Here is a 22,056-nt window from a genome sequence, read left to right on the forward strand (position 1 = left end):
AAAGGGAAACGAGATGAAAAGCAAGCCTGAACAAAAACGCCGTGAGGCGATGAACTTCACCATGTACATGGTAGTAGGGCTTGGATTAACGGTTCTCATGTCGGCGGCATCAATTATGTTTGGTGCTGCTGATATGAGGTTAGCAACGGTATGGGAGGCTATTTTCCGATTTGATCCAATGCTCACTGAACATCAAATTATTCAAACCATGCGTCTTCCGCGTACCGTAGCTGATCTGATCGTCGGGTGTAGCCTTGCAGTATGTGGCGCGATCATGCAGGGGACAACGCGTAATCCGCTGGCCGACTCCGGGCTCATGGGGATTAGCTCTGGCGCAGCATTTGCAATTGCACTTTGCCTGGCCTTTCTGCCGGGCTATTCGTATTGGCAGATGATGTTGTTCGCTTGTCTGGGAGCAGCGATCGCCACCGGTATGACGTACTTTACCGCGTCACTGGGCAATCGCGGAATGACGCCTCAGCGGCTTGTACTGGCAGGTCTGTCTATTTCAATGTTGTTTGGTGCACTCAGTCAGTATTTGGCAATTAATTATGATTTGGGGCGAGCATTGACATTCTGGACGGCGGGTAGTACAGCGGGTGTCAAATGGGGTGAACTGTTGATTATCTCACCGCTTTTTGTTGGTGGTATACTGCTGGCACTGGCGCTTTCCCCTTCGGTTACATTGCTCAGTTTGGGAGATGATGTAGCAAGTGGACTCGGCATTCGTAGCGGACTGGTCAAAATTTTGTCGACAATTATTGTACTTGTACTGACTGGATTGGCTGTTGTTGTGGTTGGCCCGGTTGGTTTTGTGGGTCTGATTACCCCGCATATTGTGCGATATATGGTAGGTGTCGACTATCGATATATTATTCCGGCAGCGGCGTTATATGGTGCGTTGCTGACCGTATCGGCCGATTTGGCTGGACGTTTGATCAATAAACCGTTCGAAACGCCGATTGCCATTATATTTTCTATCATTGGTGTGCCGTATTTTCTCTTCTTGGCGCGAAGACAAAGGAGGGAATATGAATGACCAAGCGGCGTTATACGGTGAAACGAGGCATTATCATCAATGTAGTGCTTATGGTGCTCATCCTTGTGTTTGCGATCATTAGCATGAATTCTGGCAAGATGAATCTTTCACCGCTAGAAGTGCTGAACGTTCTCATAGGAAACGGTACCGATAAGCAAAATCTGATTGTGTTTGATTTTCGTCTGCCACGAATTGTACTTTCGATTTTGGTAGGTCTGGGAATGGGAGCGGCGGGGGTCGTGATGCAGAGTTTGCTGCGTAATGACATGGCTAGCCCGGGTACACTGGGAATTAGTTCGGGATCGGGTTTGTTTGTCCTGTTCTTCGTTGTATTCATTGAATCCACAGGCAAGAGTTCCTTTATTGCTCTGCCTCTGTTGGCTTTTGTTGGCGGACTATTGGCAGCGGGTTTGATCTTCTTATTATCGTATCGCCGCGGACGAGACATCTCGCCAATCGGTTTGATCCTGACCGGGGTCGCGTTAGGAAGCGGGTACGGGGCGCTGACGACCTTCTTGACACTCAAGCTGGATGATTCGCAGATGAACTTCATGCTGTATTGGCTGGCGGGGAGCCTATGGGGCGATGATTGGGGTTATATTTCCATACTGACACCATGGGTCTTGATCTTACTCGGCTATATTTTTTACAAGGCTCGCATACTGAATGCCCTCCATCTGGGCAATCAGACAGCACAGGGGCTTGGTGTTTCCGTGAAACGGCAGTTTTTTGGGTTGTCAATCGCTGCTGTTGCTTTATCCTCTGGCAGTGTAGCCGTGGGGGGAAGCTTCTTTTTCGTTGGCTTGATCGCTCCGCATATGGCCAGAAAACTGGTCGGTCCCGATCACAAATTGCTCATTCCGGCTGCCAGCTTGGCCGGGGGACTAATCGTGGTGTTGGCTGACACGATTACGCGCACGGTTAGACTCGTAGGAGATGTGCCGACAGGAATCGTTATTACAGTTATTAGTGTTCCATATTTTCTTTATTTACTAGCAAAAGCCAAATAACACAATCAATGATATGGTCTGAATATTTGTGGAAAACGGCTTGGCAGGATTGTGCGTTGCTTATTAAAGCAGAATGCACGATATCAAAAGTTCAACGATCGAAGCTAGCCTGCATTACCGCTAGGCTTCTTAATAAATAGCATATAGAAAAAGATGCCATTACGAGGATGTCGTATTGGCATCTTTTGATTGTACTCATTGTTTGATAGCCAAGTTGATTATCGGGAAATTACATCAGGATTTATAGGGCAGGCTCATCTGACAGCTGAAAACGGGAAACAAAATACCAGATGAGCTCGCGACGCGAGGATATCTTGGTTTTGGCGAAAATGGATTTTAAATGATCCTGAACCGTGTAGACGGAAATATGCATCGCAGCAGCAATTTCTTTGGATGAATAGCTGCGCAGCACATATCCGAGCAGTTCCCGCTCTCGACTGGATAATCCATGGCTTTCGGCAAGCAAGGGCAGCAAATCCTGCGGCATCGCCTGCTCCAAACGGATAGCAATCTGATCCGGTCCTTTAAGCTGTTGCATGAGACTGGCATGAAGTATGAGGTAACGCCCATCCGGAAGTTGAATGCAAACTTTGGATGGTGAGTCGGGAGCAAGTTGAGTATCTTCAGCCCGTTCAGCCCGATTCTTGCGCTGCAAGTGGGAACTCACTGCACGTACCGGACGGGGCAGAATGTCTGGCCCTACATGTTCCAGCGTACGCAATTGGGACAGCCAATACTGAGCGGAGGCGTTCAGCGATAAGAGCTGGAACGTATCTGAGCTGATCAAAATTCCGGGTTCTTCGGGACTTCCACTCGTGAGTTCATCGATCAGTGTCAGACTTGTGGACCGCAGCATCGATGCAATCGAAGCAGTCCAGGTCTGAATCAGCAACCGTTCTTCTTTTGTGAAAAAAGAATTCCCAGTCTTGCGATACAGTGTCAGATATCCCCAACAAGCGTCTCCGTTGACGAATACAGCGCGAAGTTCATCACCGAACCCCGCTGGCTGAAGAATGTTGATATAACGTGGGCTTTGTTCAAGCTGTGAGTTCATGGACGTATGAAGTGTAGCTGTGTGCTCACCGCTGCGAATTAATTCAGCGTATTTATGTATATCTTCTTCCATGTATTCATTGATGAATAACCGATCATGAATGGCCTCAATGCCATCTTCTGTCACGGCTCCTGTGGAGAGAAGAGTCAGAGGATCAACGGTAGTGAAACAGTATGCATCGTAAGGTATAACCGTATGGATCTGCTTGAGAACAGCTTCCCGATAAGTACGTGAGGTCCAGGTTCCTTTTTCAAGAGAAGTGATAAGTCTGTGGTTCCGATCAATACGTGATGTCAACAAGATTACTCCTCTCTCTGTGCGCATATCCCAATGTTCTGGGATTGTAGGCTCGGCGTATCCTTCTATAATGAAATTAGACGAACAACGAGTCAAGTCTAACTTCAATTCAAGAGGAGTGCGATATCCATGAATCACAATTCATCACCGATGAGCTGGGAAACAGCAGATGTTCATCGTTACGAACAATCGATAGCCCTGAAAATTCCGGGTTATTCTCATATGCATGATCTAATGGAACGGCTGCTTTCAGCATCTTTTGCAGATAACAACGATATTCATATCCTTGTTGCCGGTGCGGGAGGGGGAAAAGAGATTGCTCTGCTCGGATCACGTCATGCCGGTTGGACATTGACTGGAGTAGATCCATCACAGCCCATGCTGCAACTTGCTGAGAAACGAGTCACGGAAGCAGGCATCGGTTCCAGAGTGACGCTGCAACCTGTCACGGTTGAAGAGTTGCCGGAGGATATTTTATATGATGGGGCGACAAGCATGCTCATGTTGCATTTCCTTCAAGGGATGGAGGCCAAGAGAACGTTTCTGACCAGCCTCGCAACGAGACTTAAACCGGGTGCACCACTGATCATTGCGGCTGTAAATGCCGATCTTCGTTCACCTGCGCATCCAACTATGATGCAAGCTTGGAAGAATCACATGTTGAGTGTGGGCGTGCTTCCTGAAGAGTGGGAGCGCTTTGCTGCTTCTCTGGGCCGCGAATCTGATCCCATATGCTCTGAAGAGATGACTCAGCTACTCACCGAATGCGGTTTCTCACAAATCACACGTTACTTCGGGGCGTTCTGGGTGGAGGGGTATTATGCAATTCGAAACTAACGTGAAGCCGATGAAAGATCAGATCTGGGTGGTTGGTGGTTATGGTCAAGTGGGGCAGATGATATGTAGTCAACTGGGGAAATTGTTCCCAGGTAAAGTATGGGCTGCGGGTACACGCATGAACCGTGCGGAAGAGTTCAGTAGGTCTACAGGTGGTGCTGTGCTACCGCTTCAACTGGATGTAACACGACCTGTAGAGCCATCCATGTTAAGGCCTGTGAAGCTGGTCATCATGTGTGTTGATCAGAGCGATACCCGGTTCGTTGAAGCCTGCGCACAAGCCGGAACCGATTATATTGATATTTCTGCAAAATATGATTTTCTCGCTCAGGTTGAACAGCTGCATACCAAAATGCAACGTTCCCAATCGACCACGATCCTCAGCGTTGGATTGTCACCGGGAGTAACGAACTTGCTTGTACGCGAAGCGACCATGCATATGGATCGGGTAGAGGAAGCAGATATTACCGTGATGCTGGGACTTGGAGAGAAACACGGAAAAGCTGCTGTGGAGTGGACCGTTGATCAGATGAATGCCACCTACCAGGTGATGCAAAAGGGCAAGCCTACGGAAGTGCAAAGTTTCGGAGATGGCAAAAGGATCGATTTTGGAGCGGTATTGGGGAACCGGAAGGCCTATCGATTTAACTTTTCAGATCAACACGTGGTTGCTCGGACGTTACGAATTCCAACTGTATCCACCCGACTATGCCTGGACTCCCGCTGGATCACAGGATCCATGGCAATCTCCAAACGTGCAGGGTTGTTTTCGTTGTTGCGTATCCCGTCTATTCGGAATGGAACGGTGAAGGCCTTTGGTCTTATTCCTGGAGGAGAGCCGATGTATGCGGTCAAGGTCGATGCCATTGGATGGGAAAATGGGGAACAAGTCCGCGTCGAACAATTGCTTGTTGGCGATAAGGAAGCAGATGCAACAGCAGCCGTAGCAACAGCCGTGGCGGAACGCGTATATAGAACGGAGTCAGCGTTGCCTCATGGTGTGTTTCACATTGAACAGTGTCTCTCTTTACAGGACATTCAGGATGCACTTCATACGCCACTAGAGGTGACCACCCAGATCACCTAGTTTCATGTTCTTTTGCTGGGAACCTCCGATCTGCTATGATGGAACAATAATCATGGCATGAATGGAGGGAGGGAGATCATGAACTGCGTTGCTGTATTACCTTATTACAAAGTACAGAGAGAAGTGACGGGTCTCGCCCAAGAGATTGAGATGAATGCCCGCTCCATGATTCTGTATTCAGATAAAATCGTGACCAAATACCGCGAGTTCAACATTACGGAAGTGTTTGATATGTCATTTCGCCGTATGGGTGATGAAGGTGGATTTTTCTATCTGCACACAAGCACAGGAGTATATCCATATATGGTCGAGATTGACCCCAAACCCTTTATACAAACTTTCAGAAAGATGACGATCCAAAAATTAAAATGACTTGACCTTTCCGTTACGTGAAGGCTTACCCTCGGATATGGAATGAACCATAACCAATTCAGAGGAGCTGTGAATGTAATGAGTATACTGATTCAGCAAGCTACGATCCTGACGATGAAAGATGCCGATGCCCCCTTCACGGGGGATATTCGTGTTGAGGGAGATCGCATTACGCAGATTGCTGATCACATTGTGCCTCAACCGCAAGATGAGATTATCGATGGTCGCAATAAGGTTGCCATGCCAGGACTGATTAATGCCCACCAACATACACCAATGAGCCTGCTCCGGGGATTCTCGGATGATCTGAAGCTGATGGACTGGCTCGAACGCAAAATGTTGCCTGCCGAAGCGCGGATGAACCCGGAAGATATCTATTGGGGGGCCAAGTTATCCATTGCCGAGATGATCCGTTCGGGTACCACTGCGTTTGCGGATATGTATATCCATATGAACGAGATTGCAGAAGCGGTGAAGCAAACGGGTATGCGGGCATCGCTTACACGTGGAATGGTATTCATGGAGGATGATGGGGGACGCAGGTTGCAAGAGGCGATCGATCTTGTACAGCGCTGGTCTGGAGCGGCCGAGGGGAGGATTACAACCATGTATGGACCGCACTCTCCCTACACTTGTCCCATGGAGCCGCTCCGTGAAGTCGTTGCCATGGCTGTGACGGAGGATATCCCGCTGCATATTCATCTGGCTGAGACGAAGGAAGAAGTTGTGAAGATTCGTGAACGTTATGGCATGACACCGACAGAGTATTTGGAAGAGGCGGGTATGTTCGAACAGGCACATGTGTTGCTTGCGCATGGTGTACACCTCAATCGAAGGGATATCAGCAGATTGAAGGGTATGCGCGGTGGTGTAGCACATAATCCGGTCAGCAATCTGAAGCTGGGATGTGGAATTGCTCCGATTACCGAGATGTTGGCCCAGGGGATTAACGTGGGGATCGGAACCGACGGAGCGGGAAGTGCCACAACCGTGGATATGTTCGAAGAGATCAAAGCCGCGACCTGGCTGCAAAAGCTGGACTATGGCGATCCCACTTGCTTGCCAGCCAAGGATGTACTAAGCATGGCTACACGTGGAAGTGCTAGTCTGCTTGGTCTACAGGATGAAGTGGGTATGCTTGAGGTGGGGTGCAAAGCTGATCTGATCCTGATCGATCTGGCAAAACCACATCTTCAACCGGTACATGAGGTAGAATCGTTACTGGCTTACAGTGTAAATGGGGCGGATGTGGACACAACGATTGTGAACGGTCAGATCCTCATGCAAGGCAGGAAGTTGTTAACGATTGATGAGAATGAACTTTACCGTGAGGTGAAGGTTAGAGCCAAACGGATTGTTGAGGGAATTTAATTTTAGGGTGAATATGATCCAAACTGGAAAAATATCTGTGCTCAAAACGCTATGGAGGCTTACTCCATGGCGTTTTTTGTCGAATTATAGCTGGAAATAGTTCCATGGTCCTGTTCAGAATTGGTTCAGAATGACTCGTTATACTGAGCGTGTAGTTGTTCAAATTAGAAATGTATACGAGGAGGAACATGAATTGAAGGGGAAACAAAACAAAAAACGGCTTAAGCCGATATTGAAAAAAAGCATGTTGACTGCGCTCGGATTGGGTATTGCACTGCCTATAGGTGGAACGCTCCCGCAGGCTGACGCAGGTGCAATTGGTCCGGTAATAAACATTTCACGACCAGTTCTTAACGATGGCATCAACTGGTTTAGTTATTCATCGGAAGAAAATAATCCTTCTTTTGTGTCCGATGTGCCTATCGAGGTAACCATCAATAATATCGTCAGAATCAATCTAAGTACACATTTTCGATCCGATGAGTATAGTACGCTCACAGCTATCTCAAGTGATAGCAATATAGCTGAGACTTATGTAGAAACGAGACAAGATGAGAATACGCAAACGCCTATCAGTACATTGGTGGTTATTCCTCGCCAAAGCGGCATAATCAACATCGAATTGAAAGCAAATTATATGATCTCTGGTGCACCAGAAACGGTTACGGATAACATTGAACTTTACATTAGTAAAAAAGGGGATGTAAATGCAGACGGGAAAGTGAATTCTTTGGATGCAGCTGACCTTTTCAATTATCTTCGTAACATGATGACTCGCCGCAGCTTTTCTTATGTAGAGATGAACCGAATGGATGTGGATCGTAATATGGAACCCACTCTGGGGGACATGGATGCTTTGTTAATAGGATACAAAGGCAAAACACTTGGTGGAAAAAACAATGACTATGTGTTGACCTTTAAACAAGTAGATGATGCGCCGTATGTACTAAATGGTGAATTGAAGAATGCCATGTTAATTGGAAATGAAATTGGCGTTAGTCATTATATAATGGATATTGATTACAATGATTACATTAATACTCCTTCTTACCAGTGGTACCGCGCAACGGAAGCTTCGAGAGAAGATATGGTGCCAATCGAGGGGGAAACAGGAGCAAAGTATACCGTTAAAGATGAGGACGAAGGTTATTATCTTGTGCTCGAAGTTATTACTCAGTCCACTTGGGACTCGAATACGGAGCCTAGAAAAGTATACATTGTTGGAAAAGAAAAAATACAACGCCTTGATTAATTCATATTTTTATTTTAGATAACGAATAACAATATTTTTTTCAATCGATACCATCATTCCAATTGATACAGACATGGAGGCTAATACATGTTTCAACCGAAAAAGAAACGTCCAAGAATCAGAAGAACAATGTCAGGTCTTATCGCACTGACGCTACTCTCGTCTCTGGTATTCCCGAGTATAGCTGGGGCAGAACCGGTAGAACCAGCACAAGTACAATTTGCAAATGTAAGCGTACAAGCAGGGCAGACCGTTCATGTACCCGTTGCATTGAAGAAGTCATATTTCGGGGTGAAAGCTTATAATATGCAGATTGATTATGATACGTCTGCACTGGAAATTGTTCGGATCACTCCTAAATCGATCAACGCCATCACCACATCCCCAAATGAAGATGGTGTAGCAGATTTTCAGTACGAAATTAACAGTGCGGAAGGCTGGGTTCGAATCATATGGGTCGATTTTACCGGGGGTGACCATTCAATTGTAGATGAAACCCAATTATTTGATATGGAGATCAAAGCCAAAAGCAACGCGACGCCTGGAACGAAACAGCTATCCGTAGATCAAACGGATTCAGAACATTGGCATTTTACGAATGTGGAACATCAGAGCTACACTGAATTGTCCGGTGGAACAATCACAATTACAGCAGCAAACTCAGGTGGTGACAATTCTGGTTCGACACCTACACCGAATCCTGGTAACTCTTCGGGTGGAGGAGGAGGAAGTGTATCGCCAACCTCCCCTGTCATTACCCCTGTTCCATCGACTCCGGCGGTAAACAAAGGTGTAGACATCTATGTCAACGGACAGAAACAGGAACAATCTGCATCGGCTACCACATCAACGGTAAACAATCTGGTTACCACTACTGTTCACGTGGATAATGACAAAGTCATCAATCAGATTGGAAGTGGACTAAGAACGCTTCTGCTACCGATTACAGGTACTGGCAAGGGTGCGGTCGTTGGCGAACTGAACGGCAAATTGGTTAAAACGATGGAAGGAAGTAATGCCGAAGTTGTCATTCAGACAGACAGTGGTACGTACACTCTCCCGGCAAATCAGATTCAGATTGATCAGGTTCTGAACCAATTTGGAAGCACTGTTCCAATGGAAGATATCACCATTCAAATCGCTATTGCACCTAGTGCCACATCCAAGCAATCAGCCATTCAGGCCGCAGTGGATAAGATGCAAAATACTTCGGTCGTTGCAGCTCCAGTTGATTTTGAAGTAAAAGCCATCTGGAATGGACAACAAGTTAATGTGGATCGTTTCAACTCTTATGTAGAGCGCTCCATCACATTGCCAGAGGGAGTGGATGGTTCAAAGATCACGACTGGTGTTGTGCTTCAGCCTGATGGCAGCCTTCTGCACGTGCCGACTAAGGTTATCAAAGGCAATGGACATGATTCTGCTGTTATTAACAGCTTGACGAACAGTACTTACGCCTTGATCTATCACCCGACAACATTCAGTGATGTCACGAGTCACTGGAGTCGGGATGACGTACAGGATCTGGCATCCCGTCTGATCGTACAAGGTACTGGTGAGAACGTGTTTGCGCCAGACCGGAGTATTACGCGGGCAGAGTTTACGGCTGTTCTGTTAAGAGGTTTGGGTCTGCACTCCCCGATTAGCACAGAAGCGGCATCGTTCACAGATGTGAAGACTGGCAGCTGGTATGAGGGTGAGGTTCAGACGGCAGTGTCCTACGGCCTGATCTCAGGTTATGCTGATGACAGCTTCCGTCCGAACAGCGAAATTTCTCGTGCTGAAGCGCTGACCATTGTATCACGTGCGATGAAACTGGTCGGTCTGGCACAGGCCGATGCTTCAGAGACAACAAGTCTGCTGAGCACATACAGCGATAGCGCTAAAGTACAAGCATGGGCAGCAGAGCCGGTTGCATCGGCAATTAAACAAGAGCTGGTACAAGGTGCTGATGGCAAACTGATGTCAGATGCAGACATTAGTCGTGCACAGTCAGCCGCGATTGTGAAAAGGTTACTTGCAAAAGCTGGACTAATCTAATCAAATTTTGGACACCTACACTTCCTTGAAATGATTTATTTCAAGGAAGTTGTAGGTGCTTTTTTGTATATAGTTCTTTTGAACAACCTCTTATAGGTGCAATGGTCCAGTTCATTATCAGTTCATACTGATTTGTTACGATATGAACATCAAATAGATAGATATTGTGCTTGATCAGGAGAGGAAGAGATCCATATGAAAATACTAGAAGTTAAAAATGTGAAGAAATCCTACACCTTATATGGAAAAGAAAGAGTTCCGGTACTCCACGGTTTGAACTTAAGTTTTGAGACAGGGGAATTTGTCTCCATCCTTGGCGAATCTGGCTGCGGTAAGTCAACGCTGATGAATATCATTGGTGGCATGGACTCCGATTATGAAGGGGACGTTGTTGTTCGTGGCAAGAACTTAAGTTCCATGACCGAGAAAGAAATGGATGATTATCGGAAGAATAACATCGGCTTTGTCTTTCAAAATTTCAATCTGATCCCGCATCTGTCTGTCCTCGAAAATGTGACGATTGCGATGCAAATGACGGATACCAATGAGAAGGATCGCAACCAACGTGCTGTTGATATTTTGACAGAGGTCGGGCTGAAGGATCATCTGAACAAACGTCCCAACCAGTTATCTGGCGGTCAGAAGCAACGGGTTTCCATCGCACGGGCGTTATCCAACAATCCGGATATTATTCTTGCAGATGAACCAACGGGTGCTCTGGATAGGGAAAACGGAGATCAAATCCTCGCTCTGCTCGACAGTATAGCCAAAAAAGGAATGCTGGTGATTGCCGTAACTCACTCGCAGAAGGTCGCTGACTCCGGTACACGGATTGTGAAGGTTGAAGAGGGGCGCATTAGTGACGATATTCACCTGAAAGATCCTTCTACGGCTGTTTACGAGAGTGGTCAGGGTTCTTCCCGGAGCCTGGGCTTGCTTGCTTCGTTCAAGATGGCACTCAAGAATATGAAACTCAACGCCAAGCGTAATGTTCTGGTAGCATTGGGTGGATCGATAGGTATATTAAGTGTACTCCTGATGCTCTCCTTGGGGAATGGTATAACGACGTATATGAATGACGAAATCAATTCAAGTATGGACCCTTTGCTCGTGGATATAACCAAGCCGAGTGAAGAAGCCAAGGACATGCAAGGTCCTGAGGCCTTGATGGCACCAGGTGAACCTTTTACCGAAGCTGATGTTGAGACGATCCGCAATTTTCCTAATGTGGATCATGTAGAGACAATTACAACTATTACAGGCAAATCCACTATGGTGAATGAAAAACAAAGTGTAGGACTCACACAGTTAACGACATTAACGGATGCTTTTGATCCAGCACTGATGACAACGGGGGTTCTCCCGGCAGAAAATGAGATATTGTTACCCCTCGATACGGCGAATAAATTAAGCGGAAATGACCAAGCTGATTCCATGATCGGCAAGTCTGTGTTTCTATATATCAATGAGATGGATAGTAATAATAAACCAGTGACCTTGGAGAAAGAAGTAACGATCTCAGGGATCTATGAAGCCGCAGATCAACGATCTCCAATGCAACAATCCCCGGGATACATTTCATCAGAGACGTTGGAGCAAATGTATGCGGACAAAGGAATAACAATCGGGCCAATTCAAGTTAACGCCTATGCAACCGATATGAAATATGTAAATGATATCAATGAAGCTGCTGTGGATGCTGGTTTCGCAGGCTCTCAAATGGCCAAGGTCATGGAGAATATCACTACATATGTAAGTATGGCTTCCATTGTACTCGCGGGTATTGCAGGCATTTCGTTGATCGTATCCGGTATTATGATACTGGTTGTACTCTATATTAGTGTCGTGGAACGGACGAAAGAGATCGGGATACTGCGGGCGATTGGAGCAAGAAAGAAGGATATCAAACGAATATTCTTCTCCGAATCTGCCTTATTAGGCATATTTAGTGGTATTATTGCTGTAATCTTTGCAGTGATCATAAGTTATGTGTTAAATATACTTCTGGACAATGCGTTTGGAGCAAAACTGATTAATCTCTCTGGATATTACATCTTGTTTGGTCTCGTGGTAAGTACGGCGATTAGTATCGTGGCCGGTTTGATGCCATCATCAAAAGCGGCGAAGCTGGACCCGATGGAATCCTTGCGATACGAATAAAACCAATGGCGGAAAGGATAGGGTTACATGAACACGATTCTGGTGGTTGACGATGATTCCCATATCCGCAAATTAATCCGAATCTATCTTGAAAAGAATCAATTTTCCGTGCTGGAAGCAGCAGACGGTCAAGAGGCGTTAGATCTTCTCTCTCATACGAAAGTTGACCTGGCAATTGTGGATGTAATGATGCCGAGAATCGACGGCATTGAACTGACGGAAGATATCCGGTCTTATCTGGATATTCCGATCCTGATGGTGACAGCCAAGGGAGAATCCAAGGACAAAGTCAGAGGATTTAATGCCGGGTCAGACGATTACCTGGTTAAACCTTTTGATCCTGTGGAGTTAATCCTGCGTGTGAAATCGTTATTGAAACGATATAACAAAAGTTCATCAAATATCATTCAGATCAGCGGTGTAACGATTGATTTGGGCAATTTGATGGTCGTTGCGGACGGACAAACCATCGAATTGAAAAAGAAGGAATGTGAATTGTTATTTTCTCTGGCGAGTTCGCCAGGGAAAATATTCACACGTACACAGCTTATAGATGATCTATGGGGCATCGATTATGAAGGCGATGAGCGTACGGTCGACGTGCATATCAAACGGTTAAGGGAACGGCTTGAACCTGTACCTGAGCTAGTGATCTCAACGATAAGAGGACTTGGATATCGTCTGGAGCGGACATGAACATGTTGAGGAAGAGCCTGCGACTTCGAATTGTAGCTACGTTTATCGGGATTGTTCTGGTGAGTTTAATTCTCTCCTTTATGATCAATAACGGGTCCCGCGAAAAGGCGCCGAATCGTTTTATGGTTACCTTTGCTGAAGACATCGCTACAATGATTAACCTGATTGATGATCCGGAAAAAGTGAAATCTAGCTTGGGTATTTTTGCCCGCTATGGCTTGAATATCACGCCCGTGAATGAACAAAGTGACGTGTTGTCTTCCTTGCCAGAGGATAAAGTTCATTCGTTATTCGAGGCCGGGACAACCGATGCCATGTTCATGTCCAGTAAAGATGGCATTGCGACCATAGGTGTTCCCGGAACAAACGACGGGAACGGCACATTTCTGATTCAAAGTGATTTCTCCTCTCTTTTTCATACACTGCGAAACACGCTCTTAACTTCACTATTAACAGTACTGGTCATTGGCAGCCTACTGATCCTGTTCATGTCCGGGTACATTGTGAAACCAATTAAGAGATTAACGGTTGCAGCGAAGGAGATGTCGTCAGGTGACCTGTCGGTTCGGTTGAAACATAATAATCAGGATGAGTTTGGGGAACTGATGGAGAGCTTTAATCATATGGCCAGTGAGTTGCAAAAAATCGATTCGGTTCGTGATGACTTTGTCAGCAACGTCTCTCATGAAATGCAGTCTCCGCTCACTTCGATCAGGGGATTTACCAGAGCCTTACAAGATGGTGTTATTCCATTAGAAGAGCAGAAAGAGCATTTGGATATTATTTATGAGGAAACGCTGCGCTTATCGAGGCTCAGTGATAATCTGCTCCGGCTAGCCTCGCTGGATTCAGAGCATCATCCGGTTCATTTCACCACATTCCAGGTAGATGAACAATTAAGAAGGGCGATTTTACTGGCAGAGCCGCAGTGGGCGCAGAAGGACATCGAGATCGAACTGGACTTGTTGCCCTGTGAGATCACGGTGGACAAAGATTTGTTCGATCAGGTCTGGCAGAATTTAATAAACAATGCCATCAAATACACCGGTCCTGAGGGTACCATTCATGTCGAGATTGAGACGACATCTTCATTCGTGAAGGTAGTGATTAGAGATTCTGGACAAGGTATACCTGAGGAAGCACTTCCGTATATCTTTGATCGATTCTACATGGTGGACAAAGCGCGAAGCAGCTCGCTTCGAGGCAATGGGTTAGGGTTGTCCATTGTGATTAAAATTTTGAAATTGCATCAATGTACCATTGATGTAGAGAGCGAAGTGGGAAAAGGTACGCAGTTTATGGTCACGATTCCCAGATCGACCATTACACCTACATCTTAAGGCAAGCCAAAACAGAGAGAGCAATATGGAAACAATCGGTCCCTTTGCGTTCAGGGATTCAGATGGCTGCCAGATTGCTTTTTTTGATATCTGTATTCGCGACAAAATTTCACATATAGTTTTGTTTAGCAGTGGATCATTTGATAAAATAGAAGAGACGTTATGTGAATCTATGAACTTAATCAATTTATCATACACAGAATGGAGCCATCCAATGAAATATCGCAATATGGAAGATTGTATTAACGATCTGGAGCAGCATGGTCATTTGATTCGGGTCAAAGAAGAGGTTGATCCTCATCTGGAGATGGCAGCGATCCACATGAAAGTGCACGAGGCTAAAGGCCCGGCGTTGTTATTCGAAAATGTAAAAGGCTCAAAGTTCCAGGCCGTATCCAATCTGTTCGGCACGGTGGAACGAAGCAAGTTCATGTTCCGCGGTACGCTGGAAGGCGTACAACGGGTCATGGCAGTTCGTGACGATCCCATGAAGGCGCTTAAGACGCCATTTCAGCATGTCCAAACAGGTCTTGCTGCTTGGCAGGCGCTGCCAAAACAGAAATCTATTAGCCTGCCGGTGTCCGCGCAAGAGATTCAAATCTCGGATCTGCCGCTCATCAAACACTGGCCTATGGACGGTGGGGCATTTGTGACGTTACCACAGGTTTATTCGGAAGATCCGGACAAACCAGGCATCATGAATTCAAACTTGGGGATGTACCGGGTTCAACTGAATGGCAATGATTTTGAAATGAACAAAGAAATTGGATTACACTATCAGATTCATCGCGGAATTGGTATACATCAAGCCAAAGCGGTCAAAAAAGGAGAACCACTGAAAGTCAGCATTTTCATTGGGGGTCCACCAGCACATACACTCTCAGCGGTTATGCCTCTGCCTGAAGGACTCAGTGAGATGACATTTGCCGGTTTGCTCGCCGGACGTCGCTTCCGGTACAGTTACAAGGACGGGTATTGCATCAGTAACGATGCTGATTTTGTCATCACGGGTGATATCTATCCAGGAGAGACAAAACCCGAAGGTCCGTTCGGGGATCATCTGGGTTATTACAGTCTGACACATGAATTCCCGCTAATGCGTGTGCATAAAGTCTATGCCAAACCTAATGCTATCTGGCCGTTTACGGTTGTTGGTCGACCACCGCAAGAGGATACGGCTTTTGGTGATTTGATTCATGAGATTACTGGAGACGCGATTAAACAGGAGATTCCTGGTGTCAAAGAAGTGCATGCGGTCGATGCGGCAGGGGTCCATCCATTGCTGTTTGCAATCGGCAGTGAACGTTACACGCCGTATCAGGCGGTGAAGCAGCCGACAGAGTTGCTCACGATTGCTAATCGCATTTTGGGTACGGGTCAGCTCAGTCTGGCGAAGTACCTGTTTATTACTGCTGAGGATCGGCAACCTCTGGATACCCACAAGGAAGTTGAATTCCTAACCTATATCTTGGAGCGTATGGATATGCAGCGGGATATTCATTTCCATACCCATACGACGATTGATACTTTGGATTACTCGGGTACAGGACTGAACAGCGGCAGCAAAGTTGTTTTTGCAGCATATGGCGACAAGGTTCGAGAGTTGTGCACGGAAGTGCCGGGGTCTTTGAAAAACATTCGTGGTTATGAGAATCCACAGCTCATCATGCCGGGTATTGTTTCGATCCAGACATCGGCCTTTACGAGTTATGCGAATACAGCACAGGAGATGCAAGCATTCACATCTCTATTGAAAGAACAGGGAGGCCTGGACTCGTGTCCGATGATCATTCTATGTGACGACAGTTCGTTCCTGAGTGCTAACCTCAGCAACTTCTTATGGGCAACCTTTACTCGCAGCAACCCTTCACATGACATGTATGGGGTTAACAGCGGGTATGACCACAAGCATTGGGGTTGTGATCAGGTGATTATTGATGCACGTACCAAACCCCATCAGGCACCGCCGCTGATTCCCGATGCTTCGGTCGAGAAGAGCATTGAACGATTTTTTGTTAAAGGTGCTAGTCTGGGTTCGATCAAAATCTAATTTGAGATGATTTGAAGAAGTTCAAACGGAGCGTTTGAACTTCTTTGGCTTACTCTGATACGGCAATGAGGCATAAAAGTGTGTGAAAGTTTAAAACCGGGACTAATATAGATATTGGAGTGAGGATAAAGTCTTAGACGTTCGTATTTACCATTGTGATTAAGGTCGTTTGAACTATGTATGAAATGAAGAATTATAACGATATAAAGAAGTATAGGTATTTTTGTGGCCCCGTTCCGTTGGGTGCTGTTACTATAATGAATTGTTCAGGGGGAATACCGATTTGAGAATCCATATTATGAACCTGCAAGACGGAGACCGTCTAACTGCGGATACATTCAGCGATGCAGGATTACACGTTCTCGGGAAGGGAACTGTGATCAAAGGTGAGGATATCACCTTGCTTATGCAGCACCGTGTAGATTATGTAGATATTGAATCACGCGAAGAGGAAATCACTGAAGCAGAATTTTTTGCTGCAGCCGCCAAGCACGCTTCCGGGATAACTACGAAGGAAGAACCGCCTGAAGAAGAGCTGAAGTCCCAATTTATTCAGACTGTACATAATTATCAAAATGCTTTTCTCGAAGCTCTGACCGTTGGCAAGTTCAACGCCACCATGGTGGATGATGCACTGCAACCGATGGTTGAAGGACTGGATGAGCAGAAAGATGTCGTTCATCTCCTGATGATGCTGGAGCGGGATGACGTCAATAACTATACACATTCAATCCAGGTAGGATTGTTGTCCTTCTACCTTGCGAATTGGCTTGGATATTCTCAGAAGGAGAGTTATCAGATTAGTCGCGGTGGTTATCTGCATGACATTGGAAAGTGTAAAGTTTCCCACCGGATTCGGAACAAAACAGAACCGTTGACGGCTGATGAGCAGCTTGAAATGCGGCGTCACACGATATATGGTCATGAAATTATCAAAAATTCGATGACGGATGAAGCGACAGCACTGGTTGCTCTGCAACATCACGAGCGGGAAGATGGGTCGGGTTATCCGATGCAACTTGAGAAAAGTGAAATTCATCCATATACCCAGATTGTATCTGTAGCGGATATCTATATAGGCATGAGATCCGGGAACCACGGAGGCAGCAATCCAAATCTGATCAACAACCTTAGAGATATCTATGGAATGGGATTTGGTAAATTGAATGAAAAACCGGTTCAGGCATTGATGCAACATTTGCTTCCTAATTTCATCGGGAAACAGGTATTGCTCAGCAATGGAGAAAAAGGAGTTATTGTCATGAACAATACATCTGATATTTTCAAACCACTCATCAAAGTGGAGTCTGAAGAATATCGAGATCTCTCCAAAGAGCGTACGCTTGCCATTGATGAATTGCTTATTTAATCTAATTATGATCTGTATTCCTTACTTATATTGAGAACGGGCCTCCTGTACGAAGACAGGGGACCCGTTTTTTGTTATATCATGCTAAATGTGTTGTTCGACCAAGAAAGCAAGCGTATACTTTGCAAAGACCTTATTTTTCCTGCCAAGGAGCGATCGCCATGATTGAAGTGACTACCGAGATTACGATACATGCCTCGATTGAACGGTGCTTTGACTATGCCCGGGATATTAATATACATACTCAGACCGTCTGGCAACATACGCGAGAGCGAGCAGTCGCAGGAGTAACCACAGGAAGAATTGGAGCAGGGGATACAGTTACATTTCAGGCTACTCATTTTGGTATCAGACAGAAGTTGAAGTCCCGAATTGTGCAGTTTGAACGACCGTTCCTCTTTGTGGATCAGATGGAGAAAGGGGCTTTCAAGAGCATGCGACATGAACATCATTTTAGCGAATGCGGAGATCAAATGACTTGCATGAGAGACACACTTCGATTTGAAGCGCCATTTGGATTGTTGGGATGGGCAACGGAGCGCCTTGTGCTGAAGAGATATATGCTGGCATTTCTGGAGAGTCGTAATCGTAAACTCAAAGTGATACTTGAGCAGCAGCCGGAATTAAACGGATAAAGGAGAGAAGACGTTTGATGGATAATGAATATTTTGTAGGTTGGGGCACACTTGCCTTGATTAATGCCGGACTGGCTCAGGGAAAAAACAGAAGTGGTCGGAACTGGTTTCTGATTTCCCTGTTATTTGGTCCGTTGGCAACCCTCTTTATTGTAGTGTGGAATAAACTGGACTAATTCAACGATCGAGATTCCGATGCATATAACGATCGATCATCCAAAACACAAGGGCTGCTGCACTAACGCCAGCACCTAACCAGCATACGGCTGTCCAGCCCGCCCATGCATACACTTGGGTAGAAACGATGGAGCCGGTTGCACTGCCGATGGAATAAAAGATCATATAAGCTGCCGTCAGGCGGCTCTGTGCTTCGGGGCGAACTTCGTAGATCAGGCTCTGGTTGGTAACATGTACGGCCTGCACGGCGAGATCAAGCAGGATAACACCCAGGATCAGGAACCAGAGGGAATGATGGACATAACCGATGGGCAGCCAGGACAAGAGCAGAATGACAAGGGCGACACCGGTTGTTTTCTGCCCAAGGCCCCGATCGGCGAGTTTACCTGCACGGGCGGCAGCCAGTGCTCCAGCCGCTCCAGCCAGACCGAATGCACCTATGACCGTATGAGACAGGGACAGTGGAGGGCTACTTAGTGGCAGAACCATGGAAGTCCACAAGATGCTGAAGGCTGTAAAAATCAGCATTGCCAGCACACCTCGTACTCGTAACACACGCAACTCACGGTACAGTTGCAAGACGGAACCGAGTAATTGGATATAGCTTTGTTTCATTTGTGGGGATTGCTGCCTTGGGAGAACAAAAAATAAGGCGACAATTCCGAGTAATGTAAGGCTCGCGGAGAAGAGATACACCGATCTCCACCCGAGCCAATCGTTCAGCGTACCTGCAACCGTTCGTGCAAGCAAAATGCCAATGACGATTCCGCTGGTTACCAACCCGACAATACGACCACGTTCGGAAGGGGCTGCCAAGTGTGCAGCAAATGCAACGAGCGTTTGCGTTATGACGGCTAACAAACCAACGACAGCCATGCCCGTGAATAAAAGTGAACTGGATTGTGCGGTTCCTACGAGAACCAGTGCAAGCACGGATAAGAGCATTTGAATGATGATCAGCATGCGGCGATTTAAGAGGTCACCAAGCGGAACAAGAAGGAACAGCCCCAAGGCATAACATATTTGAGTCACTGTGATGACAATCCCTATGGATGATGGAGAGAGGCTGAATTCTTGAGCGATGGAGTCCAGCAAAGGCTGAGCGTAATAAATATTGGCGACCGCAAGTCCGCTGCACACGGCGAAAAGAAGAGCAACTAACCGTGACATGGCAGGACGATCCTTATTGGATAATTGTGCATCTGGAGAAGAAGTTTGCATGAGTAGTTGTCACCTTTCTTTTATGTACTGATCGGTATGTTATGTTTCGGGATAACCATACTTTATTTGCGTGAATTCTGTCAACAGAGAATTGGGTGAGGGTTAAACTGAAGATTATTTACCCATAGAATACGACGATAAAATAACCATGAGATCGCTTGTATTCCTGATTTTTTTCGATTCATTTATAGCTAAAAACTCCTTTTCTGTTATTAGGTTTTGACTTTGTAATAAGAGTGAGATTACAATATAAACATACTGATCGATACATAAAGAGGTGAATTGTATGGTTAGACAACGGGAATTTGATACGGATAAAACACTTGATGCAGCGATGCATACGTTTTGGGACAAAGGGTTCGAAGCGGCATCTTTAAATGACTTGACGACCGCAATGGGCATACAACGTCCCAGTCTTTACGCGGCTTTTGGCGATAAAAAGGAATTATTTGAAACAGCACTTCGCAGGTATACCACTCAGCATGCGGCTCAAGTCAGAGTCAGACTTCAACAGGGCTCCACGGTGCGAGAGGCCTTTCGTGGGCTGTTTGAACATATAGGAGCAGAGGGAAGTATAAACGAGCCCAGTCACGGCTGTTTTTGCATTAATACGATGGTTGAGCTGGCTCCACATGATCCCAAATTCGCTGTCCTTACACGGGAGCATCAGATGTACCTGGGTGTTCTTTTCAAAGAAACGATAGAACGAGGGCAACAGAGCGGGGAGTTGTCTACTGACATGAACGCAAATGCGGTCGCACAGTCTTTGGTAGTATCCATGATTGGACTGACTGTACTGATGAAATCAGGACCGGACCGCTTGTTTGTAGAGCAGAGTATCCAGGTTACGCTGTCTTTGTTACAATAATCGGAATGATACTTATGAAATTGATGCAGAGCACCTCATTTTACAAGGATGATGGAAGTTGTTTCCCTTCTCTTATCTGTGTCTGAGGGCATTGGGCAGATCAGGCCGGAGTTGCTACAATACAGTTAAGACTTGAGCAGATATAGGAGGAGATCAGGGATGAATACGAAGTTGCGCTGTGCCGTTTTGGATGACTATCAGAACGTTGCGTTGACGTCGGCAGACTGGAGTTCGTTGATGGATCGGGTGGAGATTCAGACATTCAACAACTATATGGGCTCGGAAGAAAAAGTCATTCAGGAATTGCAAGATTTCGATATTGTGGTCCTGATGCGGGAACGTACACCATTTCCGGAGAGGGTTATTTCGCAGCTCCCTAAGCTAAAACTTCTGATTACAAGTGGAATGCGCAATGCGTCCATAGACCTTAAGGCTGCGGAGCAAAAAGGGATCATTGTGTGTGGAACCGAGGGAAGCTCTAATCCGCCGACGGAGCTTACATGGGCACTAATTCTGGGGCTGTCCAGACAACTGGTTACGGAAAATAATGCACTTCGCTCTAACCGAAACTGGCAGAGCACTGTAGGGTTGGATTTGTATGGGAGAACACTTGGATTGCTGGGTTTGGGCAAGATAGGCACTCGCATGGCTGAGATTGCACAAGCATTTGGCATGAATGTGATGGCCTGGAGTGAGAATCTAACACAAGAGAAAGCCGAAAAACATGGTGTCATCTGGTCCGAGACCAAGGAGCAATTGCTTGCACAGAGTGACATCGTATCCATTCATCTGGTATTAAGTGATCGTACGCGGAATCTGATCGGACAAGCCGAATTTCAACAAATGAAATCGAGTGCGCTACTCATCAATACGTCGCGAGCGGGCATTGTCGATCAGGAAGCTATGGTAGAGGCATTGCAGAGTGGTGTGATTGCTGGTGCAGGTCTGGATGTATATGAGCAGGAACCGCTGCCGGTTAACCATGTGATGCGCACATTGCCCAACGTTCTGGCCACACCGCATCTGGGTTATGTGACTCGCGGCAATTATGAGATCTATTATAATCATGTCGTGGGAAATATAGAGATGTTCCTGAAGGGAACACCGATCAGGCAACTGCTTTCTTAGAATAAACGTATGCGGAGTATGACTCTGCTACAGTTATATAGAATCAACGACAA

Annotated in this window: 19 protein-coding genes; 17 read left to right on the forward strand and 2 right to left on the reverse strand. The window is 46.2% G+C overall.

Translation table 11 applies throughout. From position 1 onward, the window contains the following. Positions 1–13: 13 nt before the first annotated feature. A complete protein-coding gene (locus F0220_RS13165) occupies positions 14–1,039 on the forward strand; it encodes a FecCD family ABC transporter permease (RefSeq protein ID WP_091016820.1) in 1,026 nt (341 codons plus the stop codon). Further along, a complete protein-coding gene (locus F0220_RS13170; RefSeq protein WP_105598488.1) occupies positions 1,036–2,049 on the forward strand; it encodes a FecCD family ABC transporter permease in 1,014 nt (337 codons plus the stop codon). Before F0220_RS13165 ends, F0220_RS13170 begins: the two co-directional genes overlap by 4 nt. Before the next feature lie 241 nt (positions 2,050–2,290). Here the strand turns inward: F0220_RS13170 and F0220_RS13175 are convergent, their stop codons facing one another. Beyond that, the gene (locus tag F0220_RS13175) at positions 2,291–3,400 is read right to left on the reverse strand and encodes a helix-turn-helix transcriptional regulator (protein WP_223199936.1); all 1,110 of its coding nucleotides are present in this window, start codon (positions 3,398–3,400) and stop codon (positions 2,291–2,293) included. Between the two features lie 129 nt (positions 3,401–3,529). On the opposite strand from F0220_RS13175, the gene F0220_RS13180 reads away from it, so the two are divergent. The 13 genes from F0220_RS13180 to F0220_RS32480 all read left to right on the forward strand — a co-directional run bounded on the left by F0220_RS13180 (position 3,530) and on the right by F0220_RS32480 (position 18,785). Continuing rightward, the gene (locus F0220_RS13180; RefSeq protein WP_105598490.1) at positions 3,530–4,237 is read left to right on the forward strand and encodes a class I SAM-dependent methyltransferase; all 708 of its coding nucleotides are present in this window, start codon (positions 3,530–3,532) and stop codon (positions 4,235–4,237) included. Further along, positions 4,221–5,324 carry a saccharopine dehydrogenase family protein gene (locus tag F0220_RS13185; RefSeq protein WP_105598491.1) on the forward strand — a complete coding sequence of 368 codons (1,104 nt, stop codon included), beginning with the start codon at positions 4,221–4,223 and terminating at the stop codon, positions 5,322–5,324. The genes F0220_RS13180 and F0220_RS13185 overlap by 17 nt, the downstream gene beginning before the upstream one ends. Positions 5,325–5,402: 78 nt before the next feature. Beyond that, the gene (locus F0220_RS13190) at positions 5,403–5,696 is read left to right on the forward strand and encodes a hypothetical protein (protein ID WP_074094818.1); all 294 of its coding nucleotides are present in this window, start codon (positions 5,403–5,405) and stop codon (positions 5,694–5,696) included. Between the two features lie 78 nt (positions 5,697–5,774). After that, the gene (locus F0220_RS13195) at positions 5,775–7,067 is read left to right on the forward strand and encodes an amidohydrolase (protein ID WP_105598492.1); all 1,293 of its coding nucleotides are present in this window, start codon (positions 5,775–5,777) and stop codon (positions 7,065–7,067) included. 193 nt (positions 7,068–7,260) lie between these two features. Further along, the gene (locus F0220_RS13200; RefSeq protein WP_105598493.1) at positions 7,261–8,319 is read left to right on the forward strand and encodes a dockerin type I domain-containing protein; all 1,059 of its coding nucleotides are present in this window, start codon (positions 7,261–7,263) and stop codon (positions 8,317–8,319) included. Between the two features lie 87 nt (positions 8,320–8,406). After that, a complete protein-coding gene (locus tag F0220_RS13205) occupies positions 8,407–10,359 on the forward strand; it encodes an S-layer homology domain-containing protein (protein ID WP_105598494.1) in 1,953 nt (650 codons plus the stop codon). A 195-nt stretch (positions 10,360–10,554) separates the two neighbouring features. Then, on the forward strand, positions 10,555–12,519 hold the full coding sequence (locus tag F0220_RS13210) for an ABC transporter ATP-binding protein/permease (protein WP_105598495.1): 1,965 nt from the start codon (positions 10,555–10,557) through the stop codon (positions 12,517–12,519). Positions 12,520–12,546: 27 nt separating this feature from the next. Then, a complete protein-coding gene (locus tag F0220_RS13215) occupies positions 12,547–13,215 on the forward strand; it encodes a response regulator transcription factor (protein ID WP_091016806.1) in 669 nt (222 codons plus the stop codon). Positions 13,216–13,217: 2 nt separating this feature from the next. After that, positions 13,218–14,555, forward strand: coding sequence for a sensor histidine kinase (locus tag F0220_RS13220; RefSeq protein ID WP_223199937.1), 1,338 nt, complete (start codon positions 13,218–13,220; stop codon positions 14,553–14,555). Between the two features lie 214 nt (positions 14,556–14,769). Further along, positions 14,770–16,605, forward strand: a complete 1,836-nt coding sequence (locus tag F0220_RS13225; protein WP_105598497.1) for a UbiD family decarboxylase — start codon at positions 14,770–14,772, stop codon at positions 16,603–16,605. Positions 16,606–16,888: 283 nt separating this feature from the next. Further along, a complete protein-coding gene (locus tag F0220_RS13230; protein WP_036608620.1) occupies positions 16,889–17,974 on the forward strand; it encodes an HD-GYP domain-containing protein in 1,086 nt (361 codons plus the stop codon). 161 nt (positions 17,975–18,135) lie between these two features. Further along, positions 18,136–18,609 (forward strand): SRPBCC family protein, encoded by a 474-nt coding sequence (locus F0220_RS13235; RefSeq protein ID WP_091016800.1) that lies wholly within the window; start codon positions 18,136–18,138, stop codon positions 18,607–18,609. A 14-nt stretch (positions 18,610–18,623) separates the two neighbouring features. Then, positions 18,624–18,785, forward strand: coding sequence for a hypothetical protein (locus tag F0220_RS32480; protein ID WP_155985038.1), 162 nt, complete (start codon positions 18,624–18,626; stop codon positions 18,783–18,785). Between the two features lies 1 nt (position 18,786). Here the strand turns inward: F0220_RS32480 and F0220_RS13240 are convergent, their stop codons facing one another. Next, a complete protein-coding gene (locus tag F0220_RS13240) occupies positions 18,787–20,007 on the reverse strand; it encodes an MFS transporter (RefSeq protein ID WP_105598498.1) in 1,221 nt (406 codons plus the stop codon). A gap of 286 nt (positions 20,008–20,293) precedes the next feature. Between F0220_RS13240 and F0220_RS13245 the strand changes: the two genes are divergently transcribed. Together F0220_RS13245 and F0220_RS13250 are read left to right on the forward strand one after the other, a co-directional pair. Beyond that, positions 20,294–20,875 carry a TetR/AcrR family transcriptional regulator gene (locus F0220_RS13245; RefSeq protein ID WP_105598499.1) on the forward strand — a complete coding sequence of 194 codons (582 nt, stop codon included), beginning with the start codon at positions 20,294–20,296 and terminating at the stop codon, positions 20,873–20,875. A gap of 159 nt (positions 20,876–21,034) precedes the next feature. Next, positions 21,035–22,003 carry a D-2-hydroxyacid dehydrogenase family protein gene (locus tag F0220_RS13250; protein ID WP_105598500.1) on the forward strand — a complete coding sequence of 323 codons (969 nt, stop codon included), beginning with the start codon at positions 21,035–21,037 and terminating at the stop codon, positions 22,001–22,003. Positions 22,004–22,056: the final 53 nt, after the last annotated feature.

The organism is Paenibacillus sp. 37, assembly GCF_008386395.1.
Lineage (GTDB): Bacteria > Bacillota > Bacilli > Paenibacillales > Paenibacillaceae > Paenibacillus > Paenibacillus amylolyticus_B.